The organism is Streptomyces sp. NPDC050560 (genome assembly GCF_044457285.1).
Classification (GTDB): Bacteria; Actinomycetota; Actinomycetes; order Streptomycetales; family Streptomycetaceae; genus Streptomyces.
In genome coordinates, this window is record NZ_JBITGT010000002.1 from 522555 (window position 1) to 546132 (window position 23578).

A 23578-nucleotide genomic window follows, 5' to 3' on the forward strand; every position below is an offset into this window, starting at 1 on the left:
ACGATGTCCGTGAAGGGAAACGGTATGCGGCGGCCGATGGTCGTACGGTCCAAGGCCGGGCAGGCGGCGATGTGCGAGGCACACCGGCACCTGACACTGAACGGCGGCGCGCCCGGCATCCCGCCCCGGCGCACGGTAGGGCGCGCAGGCCGCGCCGCGGGCGGGAGCGGCAGGCCGGGGGCGCGCGGGCGGCTGCGCGAGCTGTGGGACGCGCGCGCCCGACGGCTGCCCCGCGAGGGCGGCATGGTGACCTCGGAGTATGCGATGGGTCTTGTCGCCGTCGCCGGTCTCGCGGCGGTGCTCTACAAGGTCCTGACCAGTTCCTGGATGCGCGGGGTGCTCCAGGGCGCGGTGGAGAAGGCGTTCGATGGGACGTTCTGAGCGCCCGCGCCGTGACCGGGCGCCGACGGCCGTCACGGCCGCGCCGCGCCCGGCCCCGCGCGGGCGGCCCCGGCCCGTACGGCCCCGTGGCGACGGCGGCTTCGCCACGGTGGAGACCGCCACCGTGCTGCCCGCCCTGGTCGTCTTCGTGCTGGGCCTCGTCTGGGCGCTGCTGGCCGCCGCCGCGCAGATCCAGTGCGTCGACGCCGCACGGGCGGGGGCGCGCTCCGCCGCCCGCCAGGACCCGGACGCGTCGGCCGTCGAGGCCGCCCGGCGGGCCGCGCCGCGCGGTGCCAGGGTCACGGTCCGCCGCGAGGGCGAACTGGTCCTGGTCACCGTCGTGGCCGGGACGCCGGGGCCAGGGGCGCTCGCCCTGCGGCTGCGCGGCGAGGCCGCCGCCCTCGCCGAGGAGACGGTGGCCACCCGGCCCCGGGCGGCGCCCCAGACAGCATCGGAGGTGGGAGAGGCGTGAGGGGAGGGCGACGGGAGGCGTTGCGCCGGTCGCGGGAGCGCGGTTCGGCGACCGTGCTCACGCTCACGGTGACGGCGGTGCTCGGCGTGGTCTTCTGCGCGGTGCTGGCGCTGGCCCAGGCGGTCGAGGCCAAGCACCGCGCGGGCGGCGCGGCCGACCTCGCGGCGCTCGCCGCCGCCGACCACTGGCGGGCCGGCCGCGTGGGCGCCTGCGCGCGGGCGAAGCGGGTGGCGGCGGCGCAGCGGGGCAGGGTGGTGCGGTGCGCGCTGCGGGGGCGGATCTCCGAGGTGACCGTGGCCGCGGACACCGGCCCGTTCCACTTGGAGGTCAGGTCACGCGCGGGCCCCGCGGACACGGCCCCGGCGCCCGCCGCACCGGGCGCGGCGGAGGCTTCAGGGCGCCTCGGGGGCGACGGGCTCGCCCCGCGGGCCCGTGGGCTGGCTCGGGATGGCGGGGGCGGGCCCCTGGCCCGTGGGGGCGCCGCGGAGCAGCGCGTCGAGGAGGCGTACGGCGCCCCGCTTGTGGAGCGGGTCGTTCCCGTTGCCGCACTTCGGGGACTGCACACAGGACGGGCAGCCGGACTCGCACTCGCAGGAGGCGATCGCCTCCCGGGTCGCGGTCAGCCACTCCCGGGCCAGTTGGAAGGCCCGCTCGGCGAAGCCGGCGCCGCCCGCGTGGCCGTCGTACACGAAGACCGTGGGCAGCAGGGTGTCCGGGTGCAGCGGCACGGACACACCGCCGATGTCCCACCGGTCGCAGGTCGCGAAGAGCGGCAGGATGCCGATCGAGGCGTGCTCGGCGGCGTGCAGGGCGCCGCCGAGCTGCTCGGGGCCGATCCGGGCGGCGTCGAGCTGGTCCTCGGTGACGGTCCACCACACGGCGCGGGTGCGCAGCGTCCTGGGCGGCAGGTCGAGCTTCGTCTCGCCCAGCACCTCGCCGGTGACGAGCCTGCGGCGCAGGAAGGACACGACCTGGTTCACCACCTCCACCGAGCCGTAGCAGAGCCGCCCGTCCCCCCAGGGCACCTCGGAGTCGGTGGTGAGCACGGAGATCGCGGTGGTGTCCCTGGCCACCGTCGAGTACGGCGGCTCCGCGGCCTCGACCAGCGCGACCGAGTCGTCGAGGTCCAGCGCGCGTACCTGGTAGGTGCGGCCCTGGTGGAGGTGGACGGCGCCCTCGTGGACGGTGGTGTGCGCGGCGGAGGCGTCCACGGTGCCCAGCAGCCGCCCCGTACCGGACTCGACGACCTGGACCGGGGCGCCGCCCCTGCCGCGCAGGTCGGCGAGGTCGGCGGCGCGCTCCCTGCGCGTCCAGTGCCAGCCGCCGGCCCGGCGCCGCAGCAGCTTCGCCTCCTCCAACTGCGGCATGAGTCCGGGCGTGGCGGGCCCGAAGAGCGCGAAGTCGTCCTCGGTCAGCGGCAGCTCCGCGGCGGCGGCGCACAGGTGCGGGGTCAGGACGTACGGGTTGTCGGGGTCGAGCACGGTCGACTCGACGGGGCGGTTGAAGATCGCCTCGGGGTGGTGCACCAGATAGGTGTCCAGCGGGTCGTCCCGGGCGACGAGCACCGCGAGCGCGCCCTGCCCTGCGCGCCCTGCGCGGCCCGCCTGCTGCCACAGCGACGCCCTGGTGCCGGGATAGCCGCAGATCAGCACGGAGTCCAGGCCCGCGACGTCGATGCCGAGTTCGAGGGCGGTGGTCGCGGCGAGGCCGAGGAGGTCCCCGGAGTGCAGCGCGCGTTCGAGCGCGCGGCGCTCCTCGGCGAGATAGCCGCCGCGGTAGGCGGCGACACGCCCCCGCAGCGAGCCGTCCACCTGGGCGAGCCGCTCCTGCGTGATCACCGAGATCAGCTCGGCGCCGCGCCGGGAGCGCACGAAGGCGACGGTGCGCACCCCCTGGACCACGAGGTCGGCGAGCAGGTCCGCGGTCTCCGCGGTCGCGGTGCGGCGCACCGGGGCGCCCTTCTCGCCGTGGAACTCGGTCAGCGGCGGCTCCCAGAGCGCGAAGGCGAGTTCGCCGCGGGGCGAGGCGTCGTCCGCGATCTCCCGCACCGGCAGTCCCGTCAGCCGGCCCGCGGCGACACCGGGTTCCGCGGCGGTCGCCGAGGCCAGCAGGAAGACGGGCGAGGAGCCGTACCGCGCGCAGAGCCGCCGCAGCCTGCGCAGCACCTGGGCGACGTGCGAGCCGAACACGCCCCGGTAGATGTGGCACTCGTCCACGACGACATAGCGCAGCGCGCGCAGGAAGGAGGACCAGCGCGGGTGGGAGGGCAGGATGCCCAGGTGCAGCATGTCGGGGTTGGTGAGCACATACGTGGCGTACTGGCGTATCCACTCGCGCTCCTCGACGGGCGTGTCGCCGTCGTACACCGCGGGGCGCACCGACGTGCCCAGCGGCGCGGTGAGATTCTTCACGGCGCGGTACTGGTCGGCGGCGAGCGCCTTGGCCGGGGCGAGGTACAGCGCGGTGGCGCCGCGCCCGTTCGGGGCCTCCGAGCCGTCCAGCAGGGTACTCAGCACCGGGACGGCGTAGGCGAGCGACTTTCCCGACGCGGTGCCGGTGGCGACGACGACCGACTCACCGTCGAGCGCGTGTTCGGCCGCGAGCGCCTGATGTGCCCACGGATGATCGATTCCCGCCGCTTGTACCGCCGCGATGATCTCGGGTCGGATACGGTCAGGCCAGACGGCATGGCGCCCCTCACGCGGGGGCAAGTGCTCCGTATGGGTGATGCGCGCAGCGCGGCCCTGCCACGCGGCGAGGCGGTCGAGGACCGTGCGCGGGGCGGGCCGGGCGTCGGTGTTCGGCGGGGATCGATCGGGACGGTGATTCTTGGCCATCGGCACCGAGTGTGTCACTGGCATGACGGACAATGGGCCCAAGGCGTCGTACACGTCTGCCGTAAGTGATTGAATGCCATCGCGGCTGGCGATCCGTCCCGGGGTTCAAGCCGAGGTGTCCCGAGGGACGACCGCTCGATAGCAAGGTGCTGGAGGAGATCCGTGGACCTGTCCTTGTCGACTCGCAATGTGTCCGGCCCTGGTGGCGACCGTACGGTCGTCGAGGTCGGTGGCGAGATTGATGTGTATACCGCACCCAAGCTGCGGGAGCAGTTGGTGGAGTTGGTGAACGACGGCAACTTCCACCTGGTTGTCGACATGGAGGGGGTCGACTTCCTCGACTCCACGGGGCTCGGTGTGCTGGTGGGCGGGCTGAAGCGGGTCCGCGCCCACGAGGGTTCGCTGCGCCTGGTCTGCAACCAGGAGCGCATTCTCAAGATCTTCCGCATCACCGGCCTGACCAAGGTGTTCCCCATCCACACCTCCGTCGAGGAAGCCGTCGCGGCCACCGACTGAGCGCAGTCCCCGGGCCCCGCGCCCGGGATCACCACCACAGAGGGGGTCCGGCCGTGGGTCCGGCCCCCCGAGCACGGCCGTATGCCCGAGGGGGATGCATGGCAACCGTCGAACTCCGCTTCAGCGCGCTCCCGGAGCACGTCAGGACCGCCCGCCTGGTGGCGGCGGCGGTGGCGCGCAGGGCCGGGGTGGACGAGGCGGTACTCGATGAGGTCAGGCTCGCCGTCGGTGAGGCGTGTACGCGCGCCGTGGGGCTGCACCAGAGCAGCGGCGTCACCGCGCCGGTGCGGGTGCTGCTGATCGAGGAGGAGAAGCAGTTCTCCATCGAGGTCGGCGACGAGGCGCCCCGGCTCTCTCCAGGCGGAGCCGTCGCGGGCATCGACGACGCGGACGCGGAGAGCGAGGACGAGATGGGCCTCGCGGTCATCAGCGGCCTCGTCGACGACGTGGAGGTCATGGCCGACGAGAACGGCGGCCACATCAGGATGACGTGGCCGATCCCTCCGGCACCCGTCCTCGCCTGACCTCCGCTTCGACCCTTTCCGTCGCGTTCCGTCCGGTCCCTCCCGCCTGTCCCCTTGCGGGGCCCGTACCGCCGTTTCTGTGACGGGGCCCTGGGGTCAGGGGCGGGCTGGCGGTGTGTGCGCCGCGGCGGCGGTCGGTCGCCGTGTGCGCCGCCGGTCGGTCGCGGTACCGCCCGAGGGCCGCCGCGAGCCCCCGAAGGGCGCCGATGGACCGCCCGAGACGGGCGACTCCGCGCGAACCAGGACCCACTGGGCGTGAACCAGCGCCCACTGGCGCCCCGTCAGCCACACCAGGGGCCCCGTCCGTCACTCCCCAGGCGCATGAACACGGGCCGAAGATGGCCGGAAACATTCGGCCCATCCCGGCGCCCCGCGCTCCTCCCCGCGCCCCGCATCGCCGCGCCCCACGCCTTCCGGCGCCCCGTCGACGAGCCCTGTCCCGCCGCCCGCTACCGTTCCCCCTGATCGGCACGCCCGCGTCGACGCCGAACGTGCCGCGTCCGCGCCGCGGGGCCACGGGAGACCGTCCCGTCCGGCCACATCATGAACCGGCGGTCATCGGACGCAATATCTCGATCATTCCCTCGGATCGCCATCTGCCGGATTTCCCGCGGCGTTGATCCATGTGAATTTCCGGCCACCGAACGAACACCGGAACGGCATTCCGTGGACATGCGATCATCACCATAAGATCGTTGATCAAGTGTTTATAGATCATTCACCGGCGTCAATGCCTCAAGGCCATTACTTCTTTCGGTGGGACCGATCCCTCCGCGATCATTTGCTGAGAGGCAAGTCGGGCGCCCTCGCGTGTGCCGCCCACTGTTTAGATCCCGATCAGCTACCTACAATCCGTCCACATCTTGAGCTCAGCCCAAGCGTCAAGGAGGACGAATGGCGGGGCTTTTTACCCCTCAAAGGTTTGACCACCCCACGACCTTCGCGGCCGCCGCACTGACCGACGACAACCGGATCATCGTGGTGATCATCGGAGTCGTCGCCCTGGCGGCCCTGGCCGTGGCCGGAATCCTGGTACGCCAGGTACTCGCCGCGGGCGAGGGTAGCGACAACATGAAGAAGATCGCGGCCGCGGTGCAGGAGGGTGCGAACGCCTATCTCGCCCGCCAGCTCCGCACCCTCGGCGTATTCGCGATCGTCGTGTTCTTCCTGCTCCTGCTCCTGCCCGCGGACGACTGGAATCAGCGCGCAGGACGCTCGGTCTTCTTCCTGATCGGTGCCGTTTTCTCGGCGGCCACCGGCTATATCGGCATGTGGCTCGCCGTGCGCAGCAATGTGCGCGTCGCCGCGGCCGCGCGAGAGGCCACCCCGGCGGAGGGCGAGCCCGAAAAGGATCTCACCCTCGTCTCGCACAAGGCCATGAAGATCGCTTTCCGTACCGGCGGTGTGGTCGGCATGTTCACGGTGGGGCTCGGCCTGCTGGGCGCCTCCGTGGTCGTGCTGGTGTACGCGGCCGACGCACCCAAGGTGCTGGAGGGCTTCGGACTCGGCGCCGCGCTGATCGCGATGTTCATGCGGGTCGGCGGCGGCATCTTCACCAAGGCCGCCGACGTCGGCGCCGACCTGGTCGGCAAGGTCGAACAGGGCATTCCGGAGGACGATCCGCGCAATGCCGCGACCATCGCCGACAATGTGGGCGACAACGTCGGCGACTGCGCGGGGATGGCCGCCGACCTGTTCGAGTCGTACGCCGTCACCCTGGTGGCCGCGCTGATCCTCGGCAAGGTCGCCTTCGGCGACTCGGGCCTCGCGTTCCCGCTGATCGTCCCCGCGATCGGCGTCATCACCGCGATGATCGGCATCTTCGCCGTCGCGCCCAGGCGGAGCGACCGCAGCGGCATGAGCGCGATCAACCGCGGCTTCTTCATCTCCGCGATCATCTCGCTGGTGCTCGTGGCCGTCGCGGTCTTCGTCTACCTGCCGTCGTCCTACACCGACCTGGACGGCATCTCGGACGCCGCGATCGCCGCCAAGGACGGCGACCCGCGGGTGCTCGCGCTCGTCGCCGTGGCCATCGGCATCGTGCTCGCCGCGCTGATCCAGCAGCTCACCGGCTACTTCACCGAGACCAACCGGCGCCCCGTACGGGACATCGGCAAGACCTCGCTCACAGGACCCGCCACCGTCGTGCTCGCCGGGATCTCCCTCGGGCTCGAATCGGCCGTCTACACGGCGATCCTGATCGGCCTCGGGGTCTACGGGGCGTTCCTGCTCGGCGGCACGTCGATCATGCTGGCGCTGTTCGCCGTGGCCCTCGCCGGCACCGGGCTGCTCACCACCGTCGGCGTCATCGTCGCCATGGACACCTTCGGCCCCGTCTCCGACAACGCCCAGGGCATCGCCGAGATGTCCGGCGACGTCGAGGGCGCGGGCGCCCAGGTCCTCACCGACCTCGACGCCGTCGGCAACACCACCAAGGCCATCACCAAGGGCATCGCCATCGCCACCGCGGTGCTCGCCGCGGCCGCGCTCTTCGGCTCGTTCCGCGACGCGATCACCGACGCGGCGCAGGACGTCGGCGAGAAGGTCGGCAACGGCGGCCCGCTCAACCTGGTGATGGACATCTCCCAGCCCAACAACCTGGTCGGCCTGGTCGCGGGCGCCGCCGTGGTGTTCCTCTTCTCCGGACTCGCCATCAACGCCGTGTCACGCTCCGCGGGCTCGGTGGTCTACGAGGTGCGGCGGCAGTTCCGCGAGAAGCCCGGGATCATGGACTTCACCGAGACCCCGGAGTACGGGCGCGTCGTCGACATCTGCACCAAGGACGCGCTGCGCGAACTGGCCACCCCCGGGCTGCTCGCCGTGATGGCGCCGATCGCGATCGGCTTCACCCTCGGCGTGGGCGCCCTCGGCGCCTACCTCGCGGGCTCCATCGGCACCGGCACGCTGATGGCCGTCTTCCTGGCCAACTCGGGCGGCGCCTGGGACAACGCCAAGAAGCTCGTCGAGGACGGCCACCACGGCGGCAAGGGCAGCGAGGCACACGCCGCCACCGTGATCGGCGACACCGTCGGCGACCCCTTCAAGGACACCGCGGGCCCGGCGATCAACCCCCTGCTGAAGGTGATGAACCTGGTGGCGCTCCTCATCGCGCCCGCGATCATCAAGTTCAGCTACGGGGACGACGCCAACGTCGCGGTGCGCGTCGTGGTGGCGGTCGTCGCGCTGCTGGTCATCATCGGCGCGGTCTACGCCTCCAAGCGGCGCGGCATCGCGGTCGGCGACGAGAGCGGTGAGGACGGCGGCTCCGACCCGGGCGCCGGCAAAGGAGAAGCGCTGAACGAGTCGCCGGAGGCGGCCGCGGCCTCCTCCTGACCCGGCCGGTTTCCGGTCCGCCGCATCATTGGACGGGCGGGCGGACGGCGTGCACCCCGCGCCGTCCGCCCGCCCGTCGCCCTTGCCGGGCCCGCCCACCGCCGGGCGGCCACCCCGGGCCACCCGCCCCGAACTCCCCCAACTGCCGCGGGAGCGCTGTGTGCCCCCGTACGGCGTCCGCCGACCCCCAGGGCTCCCCCACCCCGTTCGCGCGGGCGTGCGGCGCCTGTACGTCCGTTCTGGCCTTCCTCGCCCGGAATCCGCCCCGATCCCTCGCGGCGGCCCGGTCGTGAGTCTTGTCTCCCGTGGCACACAGCGCCCTAAAAGATGACGAACAGGGGTACAAGCGGCAGACCGCGGCGGGGCCGTGTGCGGGCGCCGTGTATCTTCCGGGGCCGGGAGAGTCTGGGAAGGGAACCGATCCGTGAAGAAGAGGCTCGCGGCCGCGCTTTCCGGCAGCGCGGTTCTGGCGCTGGTGCTGTCCGGATGCAACGACGACGGCGACGACAAGATGAACGCCTGGGCCGACACGGTCTGCGACTCGGTCCGCCCGCAGGCGAAGAAGATCGCCACGGCCAACTCCGAGCTACAGAAGGAGACCTCGGGCTCCAGCAAGCCCGAGGACGTGCGCAAGGCCGACATCAACGCCTTCCGCGACATGTCCGACGCCTACAAGGCGATAGCCACGGGTCTCGACAAGGCGGGCGCGCCCCCCGTCGACGACGGCGAGAAGAAGCGGACGGACGTCGTCAAGGAGCTGAACGGCGTCTCCTCCTCCTACTCCGACCTCCGCCAGAAGGCCGAGGACCTGGACACCAAGGACCAGTCGGCGTTCGCCTCCGGGCTCCAGGAGGTCTCGCAGCAGCTCGGCTCGCTGAGCAAGACGGGGAACAAGGCCCTGAAGGAGTTCGAGTCCGGCGACGTCGGCAAGGCGATGCAGAAGCAGAAGAGCTGCCAGAGCCTCTCGGCCTCCGCCTCACCGTCGAGCTGACCCATCGCCAGGCGCCCCCGCCGGGAGGCCGTCCGGGCCTGGGGTGAGGCGGGGCACGCGCGCGGCGCACGCGCGTGAGGATTTCGATCAGGAGCATGCGCGCGTGGGACCCGATCAGCGTCACGCGCGCGTGGAGCCCGACGCGCCTCACGCGCGCGTGACAGGCGGCCATCGCCCGCCCCCGTCGCGGGCCATACGCGCGTACGGCCAGCCGCGCGGCCACGCGCGCGTATGGCCACCGACGGGGGCGCACTCACGGCATGCCGCGGCGACCGCGCGGCCCCGCGCGCGTACCGCCGCCCCGCGCCGAACCGGCCCCGCGCCGAACCGGCCCCCCGCCGACTCCGGCCGCTCCGCGGCAAGCCCTCCGGCTCCGGGCGTCGCGTTGTCGGCGGCAGCCGACACAATGGTCACGTGAGTACCGTCAGCGCGTTCCCGCTGCCCTCGTCCGCCCGCCCCGGCACCACCGCCCGGCTGCGGGACGTCCTGCTCGCCGCCGGCTTCACCGCCGATGGGCTCCTCGACCTGCTCGGCACCCCCGCGTACGCGGCGCTCGCCAGGGGCGAGACCGTCCCCGCACTGCGCGCCGCGCACGGCGACACCCCGCTTGAGGTCCTGGTCGGGCTCTTCCTGCTCCAGCGGACCGTGCCGCGCGGGCGCGCCGCGGCCGTGCTGCCCCTCGACGAGTGCGCCGAGGCGGGCTGGCTCACCGCCGCGGACGGCGGGGACGTCGCCGCCACCGTGGACGTGCGCCCGTACGGCGGCCCGGGGGGCGAGGACTGGTACGTGGTCTCCGACCTCGGCCGCGCGGTCGGCGGCGCGGGCGGCGCCGCGGGCCGCGACGAGGGCCCCGACCCGGCGGTCGTGCTCGGCGTCGGCGGCGCCTCCACCACCCTCGCGGGGCTCACCGTGCGCACCCCCGTCGCCTCCGCCCTCGACCTCGGCACCGGCTGCGGCATCCAGGCGCTGCACGCGAGCGCGCACGCCACCCGGGTGACCGCCACCGATGTGAACCCGCGCGCGCTGCACGCCGCGGGCCTCACCCTGGCCCTCTCCGGCGCCCACGCGCCCGAGCTGCGGGAGGGCTCCCTCTTCGAGCCCGTCGCCGACCGTACGTACGACCTCATCGTGTCGAACCCGCCGTTCGTGATCTCCCCCGGCGCCCGGCTCACGTACCGCGACGGCGGCCTCGGCGGCGACGACCTGTGCAGGACGCTCGTCCAGCAGGCAGGGGACCGGCTGGCCGACGGCGGATACGCGCACTTCCTCGCGAACTGGCAGCACGTCGAGGGCGAGGAGTGGACCGACAGGCTCCGCTCCTGGGTGCCGCGCGGCTGCGACGCCTGGATCGTGCAGCGCGAGGTCCAGGACGTCACCCAGTACGCCGAGCTGTGGCTGCGCGACGCGGGCGACCACCGCGGCGACGCCGCCGCGTACGCGGCGCGGTACGGCGCCTGGCTCGACGAGTTCGAGGCCCGCAAGACCAGGGCCGTCGGCCTCGGCTGGATCACGCTGCGCAAGTCAGGGTCCGACCGCCCCTCCCTCACGGTCGAGGAGTGGCCGCACCCCGTGGAGCAGCCGCTCGGCGACACCGTGGCGGCGCACTTCCGGCGGCAGGACTACCTGCGCGCCCACGACGACGCCGCCCTGCTCGCGGGCAGCTTCACCCTCGCCCCCGAGGTCGTACAGGAGCAGGTCGGGCTGCCCGGCGCTGAGGACCCCGAGCACGTGGTGCTGCGCCAGCACCGCGGCATGCGCAGGGCCACCGAGGTCGACACCGTGGGGGCGGGCTTCGCGGGCGTCTGCGACGGATCGCTCAGCGCGGGCCGCATCCTCGACGCGATCGCCCAGTTGATCGGCGAGGACCCCGTGCTCCTGCGCGACCGCACCCCCGCCCAGATCAGGCTCCTCATCGAGCAGGGCTTCCTCACCCCCACCGACCCCGCCACACCGCAGGAAACCCCCTAGGCACACCCGTCGCGCACCTTCCTCGCGGCGCTCCCGCGCGGGGTGTGAATCCGGTCGCATCGCGTCGGCCGGTGCCAGGCGCCCGCACGGCCCCGGCGCCCCGCCGCCCGCGCGCGCCGCCGCGGTGCGGGCCGCGCGGCCGATCAAGAGCCGAGCAGGCACCTTCCGGCAACTGGGAGGCCGCCCTCCATATGGGCGCGGCACGGGTCCGGGGGCTCCGGGCGGCAGGAACGGCGGTAGTCGGGTTACCGTTCGAGTGGCCGTTGTGGGCTTTTCCCGTTTGACACGGGGGCGGGATGTACCGTCACACTCCGCAGCGTCAGGAAGTGCCCACCGAGCGTCGACCGGAGAGAAGAGCGAAGTTGTCCCCGACCAGCGAGACCGCACAGGGCGGCCGCCGACTCGTCATCGTCGAGTCGCCTGCCAAGGCGAAGACGATCAAGGGCTATCTCGGCCCGGGCTACGTCGTCGAGGCGAGCGTCGGGCACATCCGTGACCTCCCCAACGGCGCCGCCGAGGTCCCCGACCAGTACACCGGCGAGGTGCGGCGCCTCGGTGTCGACGTCGAGCACGACTTCCAGCCCATCTACGTGGTCAACGCGGACAAGCGCGCCCAGGTCAAGAAGCTCAAGGAACTGCTGCGCGAATCCGACGAACTCTTCCTCGCCACCGACGAGGACCGGGAGGGCGAGGCCATCGCCTGGCACCTCCAGCAGGTGCTGAAGCCCAAGATCCCGGTCCACCGCATGGTCTTCCATGAGATCACCAAGGACGCCATCCGGGCCGCCGTCGCCAACCCGCGCGAGCTGAACCAGAAGCTCGTCGACGCCCAGGAGACCCGCCGCATCCTGGACCGCCTCTACGGCTACGAGGTCTCCCCCGTGCTGTGGAAGAAGGTCATGCCGCGGCTGTCGGCGGGCCGCGTGCAGTCCGTCGCCACCCGCCTCGTCGTCGAGCGGGAGCGCGACCGCATCGCCTTCCGCTCGGCCGACTACTGGGACCTCACCGGCACCTTCTCCACCGGCCGCCAGGGCGCCCCCGCCGACCCGGCGTCCCTGGTCGCCCGGCTGAACACGGTCGACGGCAGGCGCGTCGCCCAGGGCCGCGACTTCGACTCCCTCGGGCAGCTCAAGAACGCGAACATCCTCCACCTCGACGAGGCGGCCGCCCGCGGCCTCGCCGCCGCCCTCGCGGACACCTCCTTCGCGGTCCGCTCCGTGGAGTCCAAGCCGTACCGCCGCTCCCCGTACGCGCCCTTCCGCACCACCACCCTCCAGCAGGAGGCCAGCCGCAAGCTCGGCTTCGGCGCGAAGGCGACCATGCAGATCGCCCAGAAGCTGTACGAGAACGGCTTCATCACCTATATGCGTACGGACTCCACCACACTGTCCGACACGGCGGTCTCCGCGGCCCGCTCGCAGGTCACGCAGCTCTACGGGGCCGATTACCTCCCCGAAAGGCCCCGTACGTACGCGGGCAAGGTCAAGAACGCGCAGGAGGCGCACGAGGCGATCCGCCCCTCGGGCGACCGCTTCCGCACCCCGGCGGCGACCGGCCTCACCGGCGACCAGTTCCGGCTCTACGAGCTGATCTGGAAGCGGACCGTCGCCTCCCAGATGAAGGACGCGACCGGCAACAGCGTCACCATCAGGATCGGGGGAGTGGCGAGCGACGGGCGCGACGCCGAGTTCACCGCCTCCGGCAAGACCATCACCTTCCACGGCTTCCTGAAGGCGTACGTCGAGGGCGCCGACGACCCCAACGCGGAACTCGACGACCGCGAGCGCAGGCTCCCCGAGGTCGCCGAGGGTGACGCGCTCTCCGCCGAGGAGATCACCCCCGAGGGCCACTCGACCAAGCCGCCCGCGCGCTACACCGAGGCCAGCCTGGTCAAGGAGCTGGAGGAGCGCGAGATCGGCCGCCCGTCGACGTACGCGTCGATCATCGGCACCATCCTCGACCGCGGCTACGTCTTCAAGAAGGGCACCGCGCTCGTCCCGTCCTTCCTGTCCTTCGCCGTGGTCAACCTTTTGGAGAAGCACTTCGGCAGGCTCGTCGACTACGACTTCACCGCCCGCATGGAGGACGACCTCGACCGCATCGCGCGCGGCGAGGCGCACTCGGTGCCGTGGCTGCGCCGGTTCTACTTCGGCGAGGGCGACATCGAGGCGGGCGGCGCAGGCGCCGCCGAGGCGGGCAACGGCGACGGCGACCACCTCGGCGGCCTCAAGGAACTCGTCACCGACCTCGGCGCCATCGACGCGCGCGAGGTGTCCTCGTTCCCCGTCGGCAGCGACATCGTGCTCCGCGTCGGCCGCTACGGCCCGTACATCGAGCGCGGCGACCGCGACGCGGAGGGCCACCAGCGCGCCGACGTGCCCGAGGACCTGGCGCCCGACGAGCTGTCCGTCGAGTACGCGGAGGAACTGCTCGCCAAGCCCAGCGGCGACTTCGAACTCGGCACCGACCCCGGCAGCGGCCACCAGATCGTCGCCAAGGACGGCAGGTACGGGCCCTATGTGACCGAGGTGCTGCCCGAGGGCACCCCGAAGACCGGCAAGAACGCGGTGAAGCCGCGCACCGCCTCGCTCTTCAAGTCGATGTCCCTGGACACCGTCACCCTCGACGACGCGCTGCGGCTCATGTCCCTGCCGCGGACCGTCGGCACCGACCCCGAGGGCGTCGAGATCACCGCGCAGAACGGCCGCTACGGCCCGTATCTGAAGAAGGGCACCGACTCGCGCTCCCTCACCGACGAGGAGCAGATCTTCACCATCACGCTCCCCGAGGCGCTGGCGATCTACGCCCAGCCCAAGCAGCGCGGCCGGGCCGCCGCCAAGCCCCCGCTGAAGGAGCTGGGCGAGGACCCCGTCAGCGCGCGTCCCGTCATCGTCAAGGACGGCCGCTTCGGCCCGTACGTGACCGACGGCGAGACCAACGCGACCCTGAGGTCGAGCGACAGCGTCGAGGCCATCACCCCCGAGCGCGGCTTCGAACTGCTCGCCGAGAAGCGGGCCAAGGGCCCCGCGAAGAAGACGGCGAAGAAGGCCGCCAAGAAGGCCCCGGCGAAGAAGACGGCCGCGAAGAAGACCACCACCGCCAAGAAAGCGACGGCGAAGAAGGCGACCGCGGCGAAGAAGACCACCACGGGCGCCGCCAAGAAGGCCGCGAAGAAGGCACCGTCGGGGTCGGGGAGCGCTTCCGGCGGGGAGTGACGGCGCCTGGCGCGCACGCGTGTGTGTCGTGCGGTGGCCTTATGCGCGTGTGCGGGGTCGCTATCTCGCGCGTGTGATTCTGGCTTCCGCGGCTTCCCGCGTGTGTGGGGCTTCGCCCCGGCTCTTGCGCGTACGCGGCTTCGCCCCCGCGTGTATGTGAGGCTTCGCTCCCGCGCGTAACGGAGGCGCCGGGGCGCTGGACGGCGCACGGGCGGTGGTGGGTTGTCCTGCCGTGCGCCGGTTGTCCCTCGGGCCGCCGCGCTCGTGCCCGGGCGGCACCACGCCCTGTCGGTGGCTGCCGATAGGCTGGACGGATGACGCGTCCACAGCAGCCAACGGTCGACTCCACGGCCCCCGACGACGCCCTCGTCGCGGACTCCCGCGAGCGCGCCGTCCGCGCACTGTTGCGTGTGCCCCAGCTGAAACGGCTGTGGTCCGCGCAGCTCGTGTCCGGCATCGGCGACGTGCTCGCGCTGCTCGTCGTGGTGGCGCTGGTGCTCCAGGCCGCCGTCGCGCAGGGCTCGTTCGGCGGTGGGTACCGCGGCGCGGCGCTCGCCGTCACCGCCGTCTTCGCCGCCCGCATCCTCGCCGTGCTGCTCTTCGGCGCCGTACTCCTCGGCCCGCTCTCGTCGCTGACCGCGCCCGGCGGACCGCTCGACCGCCGCTGGACCATGTTCGGCGCCGACGCGGTACGCGCGGCGCTGCTGATCGTCGCCCCCCTGTGGATCGACTGGACCCCGGGCGACGCGCTCGCCGTGCTCCTCGTCACCGCCTTCGTGGGCGGGGTCGCCGAGCGCTTCTGGACCGTGTGCAGGGAGGGCGCGGCGCCCGCGCTCCTGCCCGCGCCCCCGCCCGAGGGCGCCGCCGTGCGCCCCCTGCCCGACCACATGGACGCGCTGCGCAGGCTCTCCTTGCGCACCGGTTTCCTGACGCTGCCGCCCGCCGCCGCCGCGCTGGTCGTCGCGACCCTCGTCGGCAACCTCTTCGGCTCGGGCATCGACTGGTTCGCCCAGCACCAGGCCGCGCTCGCCTCGTACGTCGCCGCCGGGCTCTTCGCCGCCTCGCTGTCGGTGCTCTCCTCCCTCGAACTGCCCGCGTCCGACACCCCCCGCGCGCGCAGCCCGCTTGAGGGCCTGCGCCGCCCGCGCACCGGCTCGGGCGACGGCCCCGGAATCGACAAGGGGCGCACGGGCGCGATCCCGCTGCTGGTCTTCGCCTGCGCCGCCGTCGCGGGCGCCGTCTCCGCCGCCGTCGCCGTGGCCGTGCTTCATACGGCCGACCTCGGCGGCGGCCCCGTCATGTTCGGCCTGATGGTCCTCGGCCTCACCGGCGGCACCGCGGCCGGTATCCGCTGGTCGCCTTCCGTCCTGCCGTCGCTGTCCCGGCGCAGGCTGCTGACCTTCTCCATCGCGCTCACCGGCGTCGCGCTGCTGGCCGCGGGCCTGGTGCCCGACCCGGCCACGGTGCTGATGATCCTGGCGTTCGCGGGCGTGTTCGCGGGCGTCTCGGCCAACACCGGGCACACCCTGCTCGAACAGGAGACGGAGACCGCCCGCCGCGCCCGCGTGACCGGCCATCTGCACGCGGTCGTACGGGTCTTCGTGGCGCTGGGCGCCGTCATCGCGCCCGTGCTCGCCGGGGCCATCGGGCGGCACAGGCTGGAGAGCGGGAAGTTCGTCTTCGCGCACAACGGCGCCGCGTTCACCCTCATGCTCGCGGGCGCGCTGCTGCTCCCGGTCGCCGCGCTGCTGCTCGCCCGCGCCGACGACCGCTCGGGCGTGACGCTCCGCCACGACCTGCGGGACGCGCTGCGCGGCGCCGACCCCGAGCAGGCGCCCGCCGCCACCGGCTTCTTCATCGCCCTCGAAGGCGGCGACGGCGCGGGCAAGTCCACCCAGGCCGAGCAGCTCGCCGACTGGGTCCGCGCCAAGGGACACGAGGTCGTCCTCACCCACGAGCCTGGCGCCACCCCGGTCGGCAAGCGGCTGCGCTCGATCCTCCTCGACGTCACCTCCGGCGGGCTGTCGCACCGCGCCGAGGCGCTGCTCTACGCGGCCGATCGCGCCGAGCACGTCGACACCGTCGTCAGGCCCGCCCTGGAGCGCGGCGCCATCGTCATCTCCGACCGGTACGTGGACTCGTCCGTCGCCTACCAGGGGGCGGGCCGCGACCTGTCGCCGACGGAGGTCGCGCGCATCTCGCGCTGGGCGACCGGCGGCCTCGTACCGCATCTGACCGTGCTGCTCGACGTGTCGCCCGAGACCGCGCGCGAGCGCTTCACCGAGGCGCCCGACCGTCTTGAGTCGGAGCCCGCCGAGTTCCACGCGCGCGTGCGCAGCGGATTCCTCACCCTCGCCGCCGCCGCTCCCGGCCGCTATCTGATCGTCGACGCCGGGCAGAGCCCGGAGTCCGTCGGCGCCGTGATCCGCCACCGCCTCGACGCGCTGCTGCCGCTGTCCGAGGCCGAGATCAAGGCGCGCGACGAGGCGCGCAGGGCCGCGGAGGAGGAGGCGCGCAGGCGCGCGGAGGAAGAGGCCGCCCGCAAGGCCGAGGAGGAGCGCAAGGAGCGCGAGCGGCAGGCGGAGGAGGCCAGGAAGCGCGCCGAGGAGGAGGCCCGCAAGCAGCGCGAGCTTGAGGAGGCCGCGCGCCGCGAGGCCGAGCGGCAGGCCGAGGAGGCCAGGAAGCGCGCGGAGGACGCCCGCCGCAGGGCGGACGAGGAGCGCGCGCGGCTGCTCGCCGAGGAGCAGGCACGCGCCGCCGAGGAGGAGCGCCGCCGCCGGCAGGCCGCGGAGGAGGAGCGGCAGCGCGCGGAGGCCGAGGCCCGCAGGCGCGAGGAGCAGCGCAAGGCCGAGGAGGCCCTGCTGCGGGCCGAGCAGGCCAGGCGTGAGGCCGAGGCGGCCGCCGCTGCCGCCGCCGCGGCGGCCTCGCCCGACAACGAGACGACGGTCCCCACCCCGATGGTCGGCCACACCCCGGGGGCCACGGACGCCCCGCCCGGGGCCACGGACGAGACCGCGGTGCTCCCGGAGGTGTCCGAGGGCGGTGCGCACGATTCCGGCCAGGGCCCCTCAGAGGCGGAGGACACCGCCGTCCTGCCGAAGCCGCCCGTCCCCGGCGACGGCCAGGGCGGCGCGGGCCCGGCGGGTGCCGCCGACGAGACCGCGGTGCTGCCCGAGGTGCCCGCGGAGGGCGGCACGCGTCCCGCGGGCGCGCACGAGCCGGTCGGCGACCGCGTACCGCGCGGCTACTTCCGCGACGAGAGCACCGGCCAGGACCCGGCGTCGACCCCGGTGCACGGCACGCCCGCGCACGGCACTCCGGCCCATGGCACCCCCGCGCACGGCACTCCGGCGGGGGGCGCGCAGGACCCGGGCCTCGGGTCCAACGAGCGCACCCGCGAGCTGCCCCAGGTCGACCCCGAGCAGGACGCGCGCAAGGGCCGCGGCCGCAAGCGCCCCGACTGGGCGGAGGAGACCCCGCTCGACGACCTCCCGACCCTCGCGGACGAACTCCTCGGCCCGCACGACGGCGAGGACGACCGGGGCCGCAGGCACTGACCAGGCCCCGCCACGGGGCCCCGCGGCCCGGCGCTCGACCGCGTTGTCAGACCCGTGCCCCACAATGATGCGTGGTGGCCGTGACGACCGTCGGCGTCGGCACGGCCCGGCATGGACCAGGGCGGGGCGGCCACCGCGCGCGGCGAGTCGCGAGGTGTCGTACGGCCGCCCGCGGCCCGCTGCGGACGTCGGCGGGCACAAGGCGCCGCGGCACGGGTGGCCCGGGGCGACGACGGGGCGGGAGCGCGGCATGGCGGACGCGATGGCGACGGGCGACGACGCGGGAGGTGACGGATGACCGTATGGGACGACCTGGTGGGCCAGGAGCGGGTGAGCGAGCAGCTCGCGGCCGCCGCCAAGGACGCCGACGCCCAACTGTCGGCCACCGCGGACGCCCCGCCCCCCGAGGCGTCCTCGATGACCCACGCCTGGCTCTTCACGGGACCGCCAGGCTCGGGGCGGGCGAGCGTGGCGCGCGCGTTCGCCGCCGCGCTCCAGTGCGTCAGCCCCGACCGCGCGCTCGGCGGCGCCCCCGGCTGCGGCTTCTGCGACGGCTGCCACACCACCCTGGCGGGCACCCACGCGGACGTCGAGATCGTCCGTACGGACCTGCTCTCCATCGGCGTCAAGGAGACCCGGGAGCTGGTGCGCCGCGCCCAGCTCTCGCCCGCGGGCGGGCGCTGGCAGGTCATCGTCCTCGAAGACGCGGACCGGCTCACCGAGGGCGCGGGAAACGTCCTGCTGAAGGCCGTCGAGGAACCGGCCCCCCGCACCGTCTGGCTGCTGTGCGCGCCCTCCCTTGAGGACGTGCTGCCCACGATCCGCTCCCGCTGCCGGCACCTGAGCCTGCGCACCCCGCCCGTGGCCGCCGTCGCCGACATGCTGGTCAGGCGCGACGGCATCGAACCGGAGACCGCGGCGTCCGTCGCCCGCGCCACCCAGGGGCACATCGGCCGCGCGAGGCGCCTGGCCACCGACGAGCGCGCCCGCGCCCGCAGGGCCACGGTCCTCGGCCTCCCGGGCCGCGTCGGCGACGTCGGCGGCTGCCTGCGCGCCGCCCAGGAGCTGATCGACGCCGCGGCGGAGGACGCCAAGCAGATGGCGGAGGAGATCGACGTCAAGGAGACCGAGGAACTGCGCACCGCGCTCGGCGGAGCCCAGGGCGGCAGGATGCCGCGCGGCACCGCGGGCGCCATGAAGGAGCTTGAGGACCGCCAGAAGCGCCGCAGGACCCGCACCCAGCGCGACAGCCTCGACCTGGCCCTCACCGATCTGACGGCGTTCTACCGCGACGTACTGGCCCTCCAGTTCGGCACCCGCCTGGCACTCGCCATGGAGGGGGAACGCGAGCGCGACCTCGCCGCACACCTGGCCCACACCACAGGCCCCGAGGCCACACTGCGCCGCATAGAGGCGATCGCGGCCTGCCGTGACGCCCTGGACAGGAACGTCGCGCCGCTGCTGGCGGTGGAGGCGATGGCGCTGGCGCTCCGCGCGGGATAGCGGGCGGCCTGGCGCTTTCGCGCGCGGGTCGGCGAGGCGGCCCGGCGCTCCGCGCGGGTGGCGGGGCGTGCGTGTGCGTGGCAACTGGCTCCGGGCTCGCTGGTACCGGGTGACACGGGGCCCCGGGACCTGCTGGAGAGGCATGGCAGAGGTGACCCCGGGGACCCGCCGGAACGGCGCGTCACGAGATCCCGGGCTCCGCCGAAGGCGGGCAGTACTTGCGCGGCCCACCGACCGGAGCACCGCGGACGACAATCCGAACGATCGGCTCGTAAACCACCCGAAGGAGCGTCCGGAGCGCACTCACCGTGTCCTTGTGGGTGCGGAGAGTTAGAGTCGCCGGGTGTGCACCAGTCACCGCCCCAGGGGCCTCCGTACCGCAGTCACCCTGCTCGCGACCGCCGGACTGCTGGCCACCGCGTGCTCGCCCGGAAGCTCCACGGAGCGGGTGGCACCGATGGCGGCACTGCCCGAGGCGATCCCGCAGGCCCTGTTGCCGTACTACACCCAGCGGCTGACCTGGCACTCCTGCGGCCCCGACGGCTTCCAGTGCGCCACGATGAAGGCGCCGCTCGACTACGACGAGCCGGGGAAGGCCACGGTTGACCTGGCCGTCTCCCGCAAGCGCGCCACGGACAGGAGCGGCCGCGTCGGTTCGATGCTCGTCAACCCGGGAGGCCCGGGCGGCTCCGCGATCCAGTACCTCCAGGCGTTCGCCGGCATCGGCTACCCGAAGAAGGTGCGCGCGCGGTACGACATGGTGGCCATGGACCCCAGGGGCGTCGGCCGCAGCCACCCCGTGGAGTGCCTGCCGGGGCGCGCGATGGACGCGTACGCGGCGACCGACACCACCCCCGACACCCAGGCGGAACGAAACCGCCTGGTCAGTGCCTACCGCGACTTCGCGGCCGGCTGCCGCAAGCGCTCGGGCGCGATCCTGCCGCACGTGTCCACCGTCGAGGCCGCCAAGGACATGGACATGTTCCGCGCAGTGCTCGGCGACAAGAAGCTGAACTACGTCGGCGCCTCCTACGGCACCTTCCTCGGCGCCACCTACGCGGGCCTTTACCCGGAGCGGGTGGGCAGGCTGGTGCTTGACGGCGCGATGGACCCCGCGCTCTCGGCCCGCCGGATGAACGTCGACCAGACCGCGGGCTTCGAGACGGCGTTCAAGTCCTTCGCGAAGGACTGCGTACGCCGCGAGGACTGCCCACTCGCCGACGAGAAGGGGACCGGCAAGAGGGCCGGAACCGAGAAGGAGGGCACGAGGGCGGCGACCGGGACCACGACACCCGACGAGGCGGCCGACAACCTGAAGGCGTTCTTCCGCCGCCTGGACCGCGCCCCCCTCCCCACCGGCACCCACGGCCGCCCGCTCGGCGAAGCCCTGGCCACGACCGGCGTGATCGCGGCCATGTACGACGAGTCGACCTGGGCCCAACTGCGCACCGCGCTCACCGCCGCCATCAAGGACAAGGACGGCTTCGCCCTGCTCGCCCTCTCCGACAGCTACTACGAGCGCGACGCCGACGGCCGCTACGCCAACCTCATGGCCGCCAACGCCGCCGTCAACTGCCTCGACCTGCCCCCCGCCTTCCACGACCCCGCAGGCGTCGAGAAGGACCTCCCCGAGTTCCGCAAGGCGTCCCCCGTCTTCGGCGACGGCCTGGCCTGGGCCTCCCTGAACTGCACCTACTGGCCCACCCCCGCCACCGGCACCCCCCACCGCATCGAGGCCAGGGGCGCGGCCCCCATCGTCGTCGTCGGCACCACCCGCGACCCCGCGACCCCGTACAAGTGGGCACGCTCCCTGGCGGGACAGCTCTCCTCGGCCCGCCTCCTCACCTACGAGGGCGACGGCCACACGGCATACGGCCGCGGCAGCACCTGTATCGACTCGGCGATCAACACCTACCTGCTGACGGGCAGGCCCCCCACCCAGGGCAAGCGCTGCACCTGACCGGGTACGGAGCACCCCCCGAAACTGTGTAGACTTGGCGCCGCCGCTGCCAGCACCATGGTGCACGGACGGCACGCCGCCTTAGCTCAGATGGCCAGAGCAACGCACTCGTAATGCGTAGGTCTCGGGTTCGAATCCCGAAGGCGGCTCAGCGTAACCCCAGGTCACGTAGTCCGTGATGTGGGGTTTTCCGTTGCTCGGGGCATGACGGGTCATACGGCCGGGTTGCCGTGACGTTGTCTGCGTGAGCGATGCATGAGCGGAGCCGCTCGGGACCTACTTCTTGGGCTTGCGGCGCGTGGCCTTCCGGCTGTCTTGGCTGGGCTTTCGCCCCACCCTTCTTCGGCGTGCCGCCCTTGCCCTCGCCAGCCTTCTTGGCCGCAGCCCTGGCCTTCTCCTTCTTCGCGGCCTTGCGCGCGGCCTCCTCAGCCTTGGTCTTGCGCTGGATTTGAGTCAGTGGGACGGCCCGCCTATGCGGCGGTCCCGGCCCGCGTCGTGGCCGGTTGCTGCCATCGCGATGCTCAGGAGGGCCAGGACGGTGAGGGGGAATGTCCAGCTCTGGGTGGTGTCGTGCAGGATGCCGCCGCCACGAGGTAGCCGATGGACTGGGCCATGCCCGCGAGCGCGGCGGCCTCGCCCGAGTTGCCTGCGCGCCGGCTCTGGAAGGAGAGGGTGAGGACGAGGCACGCGCCGCCGCCGAGTCCGAGCGGGGTGCATGCCACGACGGGCAGTGCGGGGGCGGCGGCCAGGACGGTGAAGCCGCCCGCCGCGAGGGCCGCGGCGCCGGCCGCGGTCCAGCGCTGGTCATGCCTGCCCGGGGTGAGCAGCGGCAGGAGGCTGCTGGCCGCCAGGGACACCACCTGGTAGGAGAACAGCATCTACCCGGCCGCGGTGCTGCTCGTGCCCCTGCTGATCAGGATGCTGGGCAGCCATGCGACGGCGGTGTAGAAGCCCAGCGATTGCGGGCCCATGAAGAAGGTGAACTGCCAGGCGACCCGGGACCGTCAGGGCACCGGGTGGTGGGTTCCGCCGGTGGCCGACTGCGGCTTGTCGCCCCGCATCCGGGGCAGCCAGGCGAGGAGCGACGCGACGGTGAAGACGACGCCCCAGGCCAGCGCGGTGTGCCAGCCGCCGGGCACGGTGGGCCGGTGGTGCGGAGACACCGGAGGAGACCGCGGCCATGAGGCCCATGACGGTCACATAGAGGGCGCTGACGCCCTGGATGCGGTGGGCGGGCACGCTCCTCCGCCTGATCAGCGCGGGCAGCAGTGCGTTGCCGAATGCGATGGCCGCGGAGAGGATCACCGTCCCCACGTCGAGCGCGCCGAGCGCCGTCACCAGCAGGCGGGCGCTGCCCAGCCGGTGGGAGGCGCGGGCGACCAGGGGCGACGTCGCGGCGAACGTCAGTAGCGGGAGGGTGCTCAGCAGCCCGCCCCAGCTCGATGTCAGGCCGCTGCCGCGCTCGATCTCCGGCAGCAGGGTGCCGACGCCGGTGAGGGGGTGCGCAGGTTCGCCGCCACCAGACAGATCGCGATGACGAGCCCGACCGGCACGGAGGGCCCGGCGGGGGCCGCCCGGTCGGGGGACGGCCGTCCCGAGGCGGGGTGGCGACGGGGCGCCGAGGGCGACCGCTGGCTCACTCGTCCTCCGTTCCGCGCGCCGTACCGGCCTCGTGCTCGCCGGTGAGCCGGACGAGCGCGGCCGCCGCGTCCCGGGCCGCGATCGCGTCGACGAGCCGCCGGTGCAGTCCTGCGTGCTCCTCGGCGCGGGTGGCGTCCCAGGGCAGGCCGCCCAGGGACGAGGTGAGCGCCGTGCCGAGGTGGTCGTACACCTCCATCAGCAGGTCGTTCCCGCTCGCCAGGACCACGGCCCGGTGGAACAGCGCGTCGACGCTCGCGGCCGCGGCGACGTCCTCGGCGGCGTAGGACGCGTCGGCTTCGGACAGCAGCTCCCGCAACCGCCCGTCGCCGCGGCGCAGCGTCGCGGCTCCCGAGGCGTACTCCTCCAGGACGGTCCGCAGCTCCGGCACCTTGTCCCGCTGCGCGGAACTCGCCCGCCGCACCATGACCGACTGAAGCTCGCTGGCGGAGCGGACATAGGAGCCGTCCCCGGCGCGGGGCTCAAGCAGGCCCAGGGGCACCAGCGCGCCGATCGCCTCCCGCAAGGTGCTGCGCCCCACCCCGAGTTCCTTGATGAGGACGGGCTCGGGCGGGATGCGCGTCCCCACCGGCCAGCCTGCTTCGATGTGCGAGCGGAGACTGTTTACGAGCTCGGCGGACAGGCTGGCCGGCCGCCACGGTGTGCGCGGCAGATGCGTGGGG

Annotated in this window: 15 protein-coding genes, 1 tRNA gene and 1 pseudogene; 13 read left to right on the forward strand and 4 right to left on the reverse strand. The window is 73.4% G+C overall.

What is annotated here, in order from left to right:
- Positions 1-3: 3 nt before the first annotated feature.
- The 3 genes and pseudogenes from ACIBIW_RS07050 to ACIBIW_RS07060 all read left to right on the forward strand — a co-directional run.
- Positions 4-381, forward strand: coding sequence for a DUF4244 domain-containing protein (locus tag ACIBIW_RS07050; protein ID WP_399332768.1), 378 nt, complete (start codon positions 4-6; stop codon positions 379-381).
- Entirely contained in the window at positions 368-853 is a 486-nt protein-coding gene (locus ACIBIW_RS07055; RefSeq protein WP_399332770.1) for a TadE family type IV pilus minor pilin, read from the forward strand. Before ACIBIW_RS07050 ends, ACIBIW_RS07055 begins: the two co-directional genes overlap by 14 nt.
- A gap of 53 nt (positions 854-906) precedes the next feature.
- Positions 907-1140, forward strand: a pseudogene (locus ACIBIW_RS07060) (Rv3654c family TadE-like protein); the annotation flags it as partial.
- Positions 1141-1245: 105 nt separating this feature from the next.
- Here the strand turns inward: ACIBIW_RS07060 and ACIBIW_RS07065 are convergent.
- Positions 1246-3690, reverse strand: coding sequence for a DEAD/DEAH box helicase (locus ACIBIW_RS07065; protein ID WP_399332772.1), 2445 nt, complete (start codon positions 3688-3690; stop codon positions 1246-1248).
- A gap of 162 nt (positions 3691-3852) precedes the next feature.
- Between ACIBIW_RS07065 and bldG the strand changes: the two genes are divergently transcribed.
- The 10 genes from bldG (at position 3853) to ACIBIW_RS07115 (ending at position 21406) form a co-directional block, all read left to right on the forward strand.
- Positions 3853-4206, forward strand: coding sequence for an anti-sigma factor antagonist BldG (bldG, locus tag ACIBIW_RS07070; protein WP_007823876.1), 354 nt, complete (start codon positions 3853-3855; stop codon positions 4204-4206).
- Positions 4207-4304: 98 nt separating this feature from the next.
- Positions 4305-4730 carry an ATP-binding protein gene (locus ACIBIW_RS07075; RefSeq protein WP_399332775.1) on the forward strand — a complete coding sequence of 142 codons (426 nt, stop codon included), beginning with the start codon at positions 4305-4307 and terminating at the stop codon, positions 4728-4730.
- A gap of 894 nt (positions 4731-5624) precedes the next feature.
- Entirely contained in the window at positions 5625-8063 is a 2439-nt protein-coding gene (locus ACIBIW_RS07080; RefSeq protein WP_399332777.1) for a sodium-translocating pyrophosphatase, read from the forward strand.
- A 424-nt stretch (positions 8064-8487) separates the two neighbouring features.
- A complete protein-coding gene (locus ACIBIW_RS07085; RefSeq protein ID WP_399332779.1) occupies positions 8488-9054 on the forward strand; it encodes a small secreted protein in 567 nt (188 codons plus the stop codon).
- A gap of 414 nt (positions 9055-9468) precedes the next feature.
- Entirely contained in the window at positions 9469-11022 is a 1554-nt protein-coding gene (locus ACIBIW_RS07090) for a methyltransferase (protein WP_399332781.1), read from the forward strand.
- A gap of 362 nt (positions 11023-11384) precedes the next feature.
- On the forward strand, positions 11385-14237 hold the full coding sequence (gene topA / locus ACIBIW_RS07095; RefSeq protein ID WP_399332783.1) for a type I DNA topoisomerase: 2853 nt from the start codon (positions 11385-11387) through the stop codon (positions 14235-14237).
- Between the two features lie 314 nt (positions 14238-14551).
- Positions 14552-17794 (forward strand): dTMP kinase, encoded by a 3243-nt coding sequence (gene tmk, locus ACIBIW_RS07100; RefSeq protein WP_399332785.1) that lies wholly within the window; start codon positions 14552-14554, stop codon positions 17792-17794.
- A 294-nt stretch (positions 17795-18088) separates the two neighbouring features.
- On the forward strand, positions 18089-19297 hold the full coding sequence (locus ACIBIW_RS07105; protein WP_399332788.1) for a DNA polymerase III subunit delta': 1209 nt from the start codon (positions 18089-18091) through the stop codon (positions 19295-19297).
- Between the two features lie 343 nt (positions 19298-19640).
- Positions 19641-21257: an alpha/beta hydrolase gene (locus tag ACIBIW_RS07110; protein ID WP_399332790.1), complete on the forward strand. Its 1617-nt coding sequence runs from the start codon at positions 19641-19643 to the stop codon at positions 21255-21257.
- A 75-nt stretch (positions 21258-21332) separates the two neighbouring features.
- Positions 21333-21406 (forward strand) — tRNA-Thr (locus ACIBIW_RS07115).
- A gap of 372 nt (positions 21407-21778) precedes the next feature.
- Here the strand turns inward: ACIBIW_RS07115 and ACIBIW_RS07120 are convergent.
- The 3 genes from ACIBIW_RS07120 to ACIBIW_RS07130 all read right to left on the reverse strand — a co-directional run bounded on the left by ACIBIW_RS07120 (position 21779) and on the right by ACIBIW_RS07130 (position 23568).
- Positions 21779-22135, reverse strand: a complete 357-nt coding sequence (locus ACIBIW_RS07120) for a hypothetical protein (RefSeq protein WP_399332792.1) — start codon at positions 22133-22135, stop codon at positions 21779-21781.
- A gap of 126 nt (positions 22136-22261) precedes the next feature.
- The gene (locus tag ACIBIW_RS07125; protein ID WP_399332794.1) at positions 22262-22420 is read right to left on the reverse strand and encodes a hypothetical protein; all 159 of its coding nucleotides are present in this window, start codon (positions 22418-22420) and stop codon (positions 22262-22264) included.
- 473 nt (positions 22421-22893) lie between these two features.
- A complete protein-coding gene (locus ACIBIW_RS07130) occupies positions 22894-23568 on the reverse strand; it encodes a FadR/GntR family transcriptional regulator (RefSeq protein WP_399332955.1) in 675 nt (224 codons plus the stop codon).
- Between the last annotated feature and the right edge of the window lie 10 nt (positions 23569-23578).

Bases quoted from the DNA above. Each gene is read 5' to 3' on its own strand.
- ACIBIW_RS07050 (WP_399332768.1), top strand. From the start codon at position 4: ATGTCCGTGAAGGGAAACGGTATGCGGCGGCCGATGGTCGTACGGTCC.
- ACIBIW_RS07105 (WP_399332788.1), top strand. From the start codon at position 18,089: ATGACCGTATGGGACGACCTGGTGGGCCAGGAGCGGGTGAGCGAGCAG.
- ACIBIW_RS07080 (WP_399332777.1), top strand. From the start codon at position 5,625: ATGGCGGGGCTTTTTACCCCTCAAAGGTTTGACCACCCCACGACCTTC.
- tmk (WP_399332785.1), top strand. From the start codon at position 14,552: ATGACGCGTCCACAGCAGCCAACGGTCGACTCCACGGCCCCCGACGAC.
- ACIBIW_RS07120 (WP_399332792.1), bottom strand. From the start codon at position 22,135: ATGCTGTTCTCCTACCAGGTGGTGTCCCTGGCGGCCAGCAGCCTCCTG.
- ACIBIW_RS07075 (WP_399332775.1), top strand. From the start codon at position 4,305: ATGGCAACCGTCGAACTCCGCTTCAGCGCGCTCCCGGAGCACGTCAGG.
- ACIBIW_RS07055 (WP_399332770.1), top strand. From the start codon at position 368: ATGGGACGTTCTGAGCGCCCGCGCCGTGACCGGGCGCCGACGGCCGTC.
- ACIBIW_RS07065 (WP_399332772.1), bottom strand. From the start codon at position 3,690: ATGGCCAAGAATCACCGTCCCGATCGATCCCCGCCGAACACCGACGCC.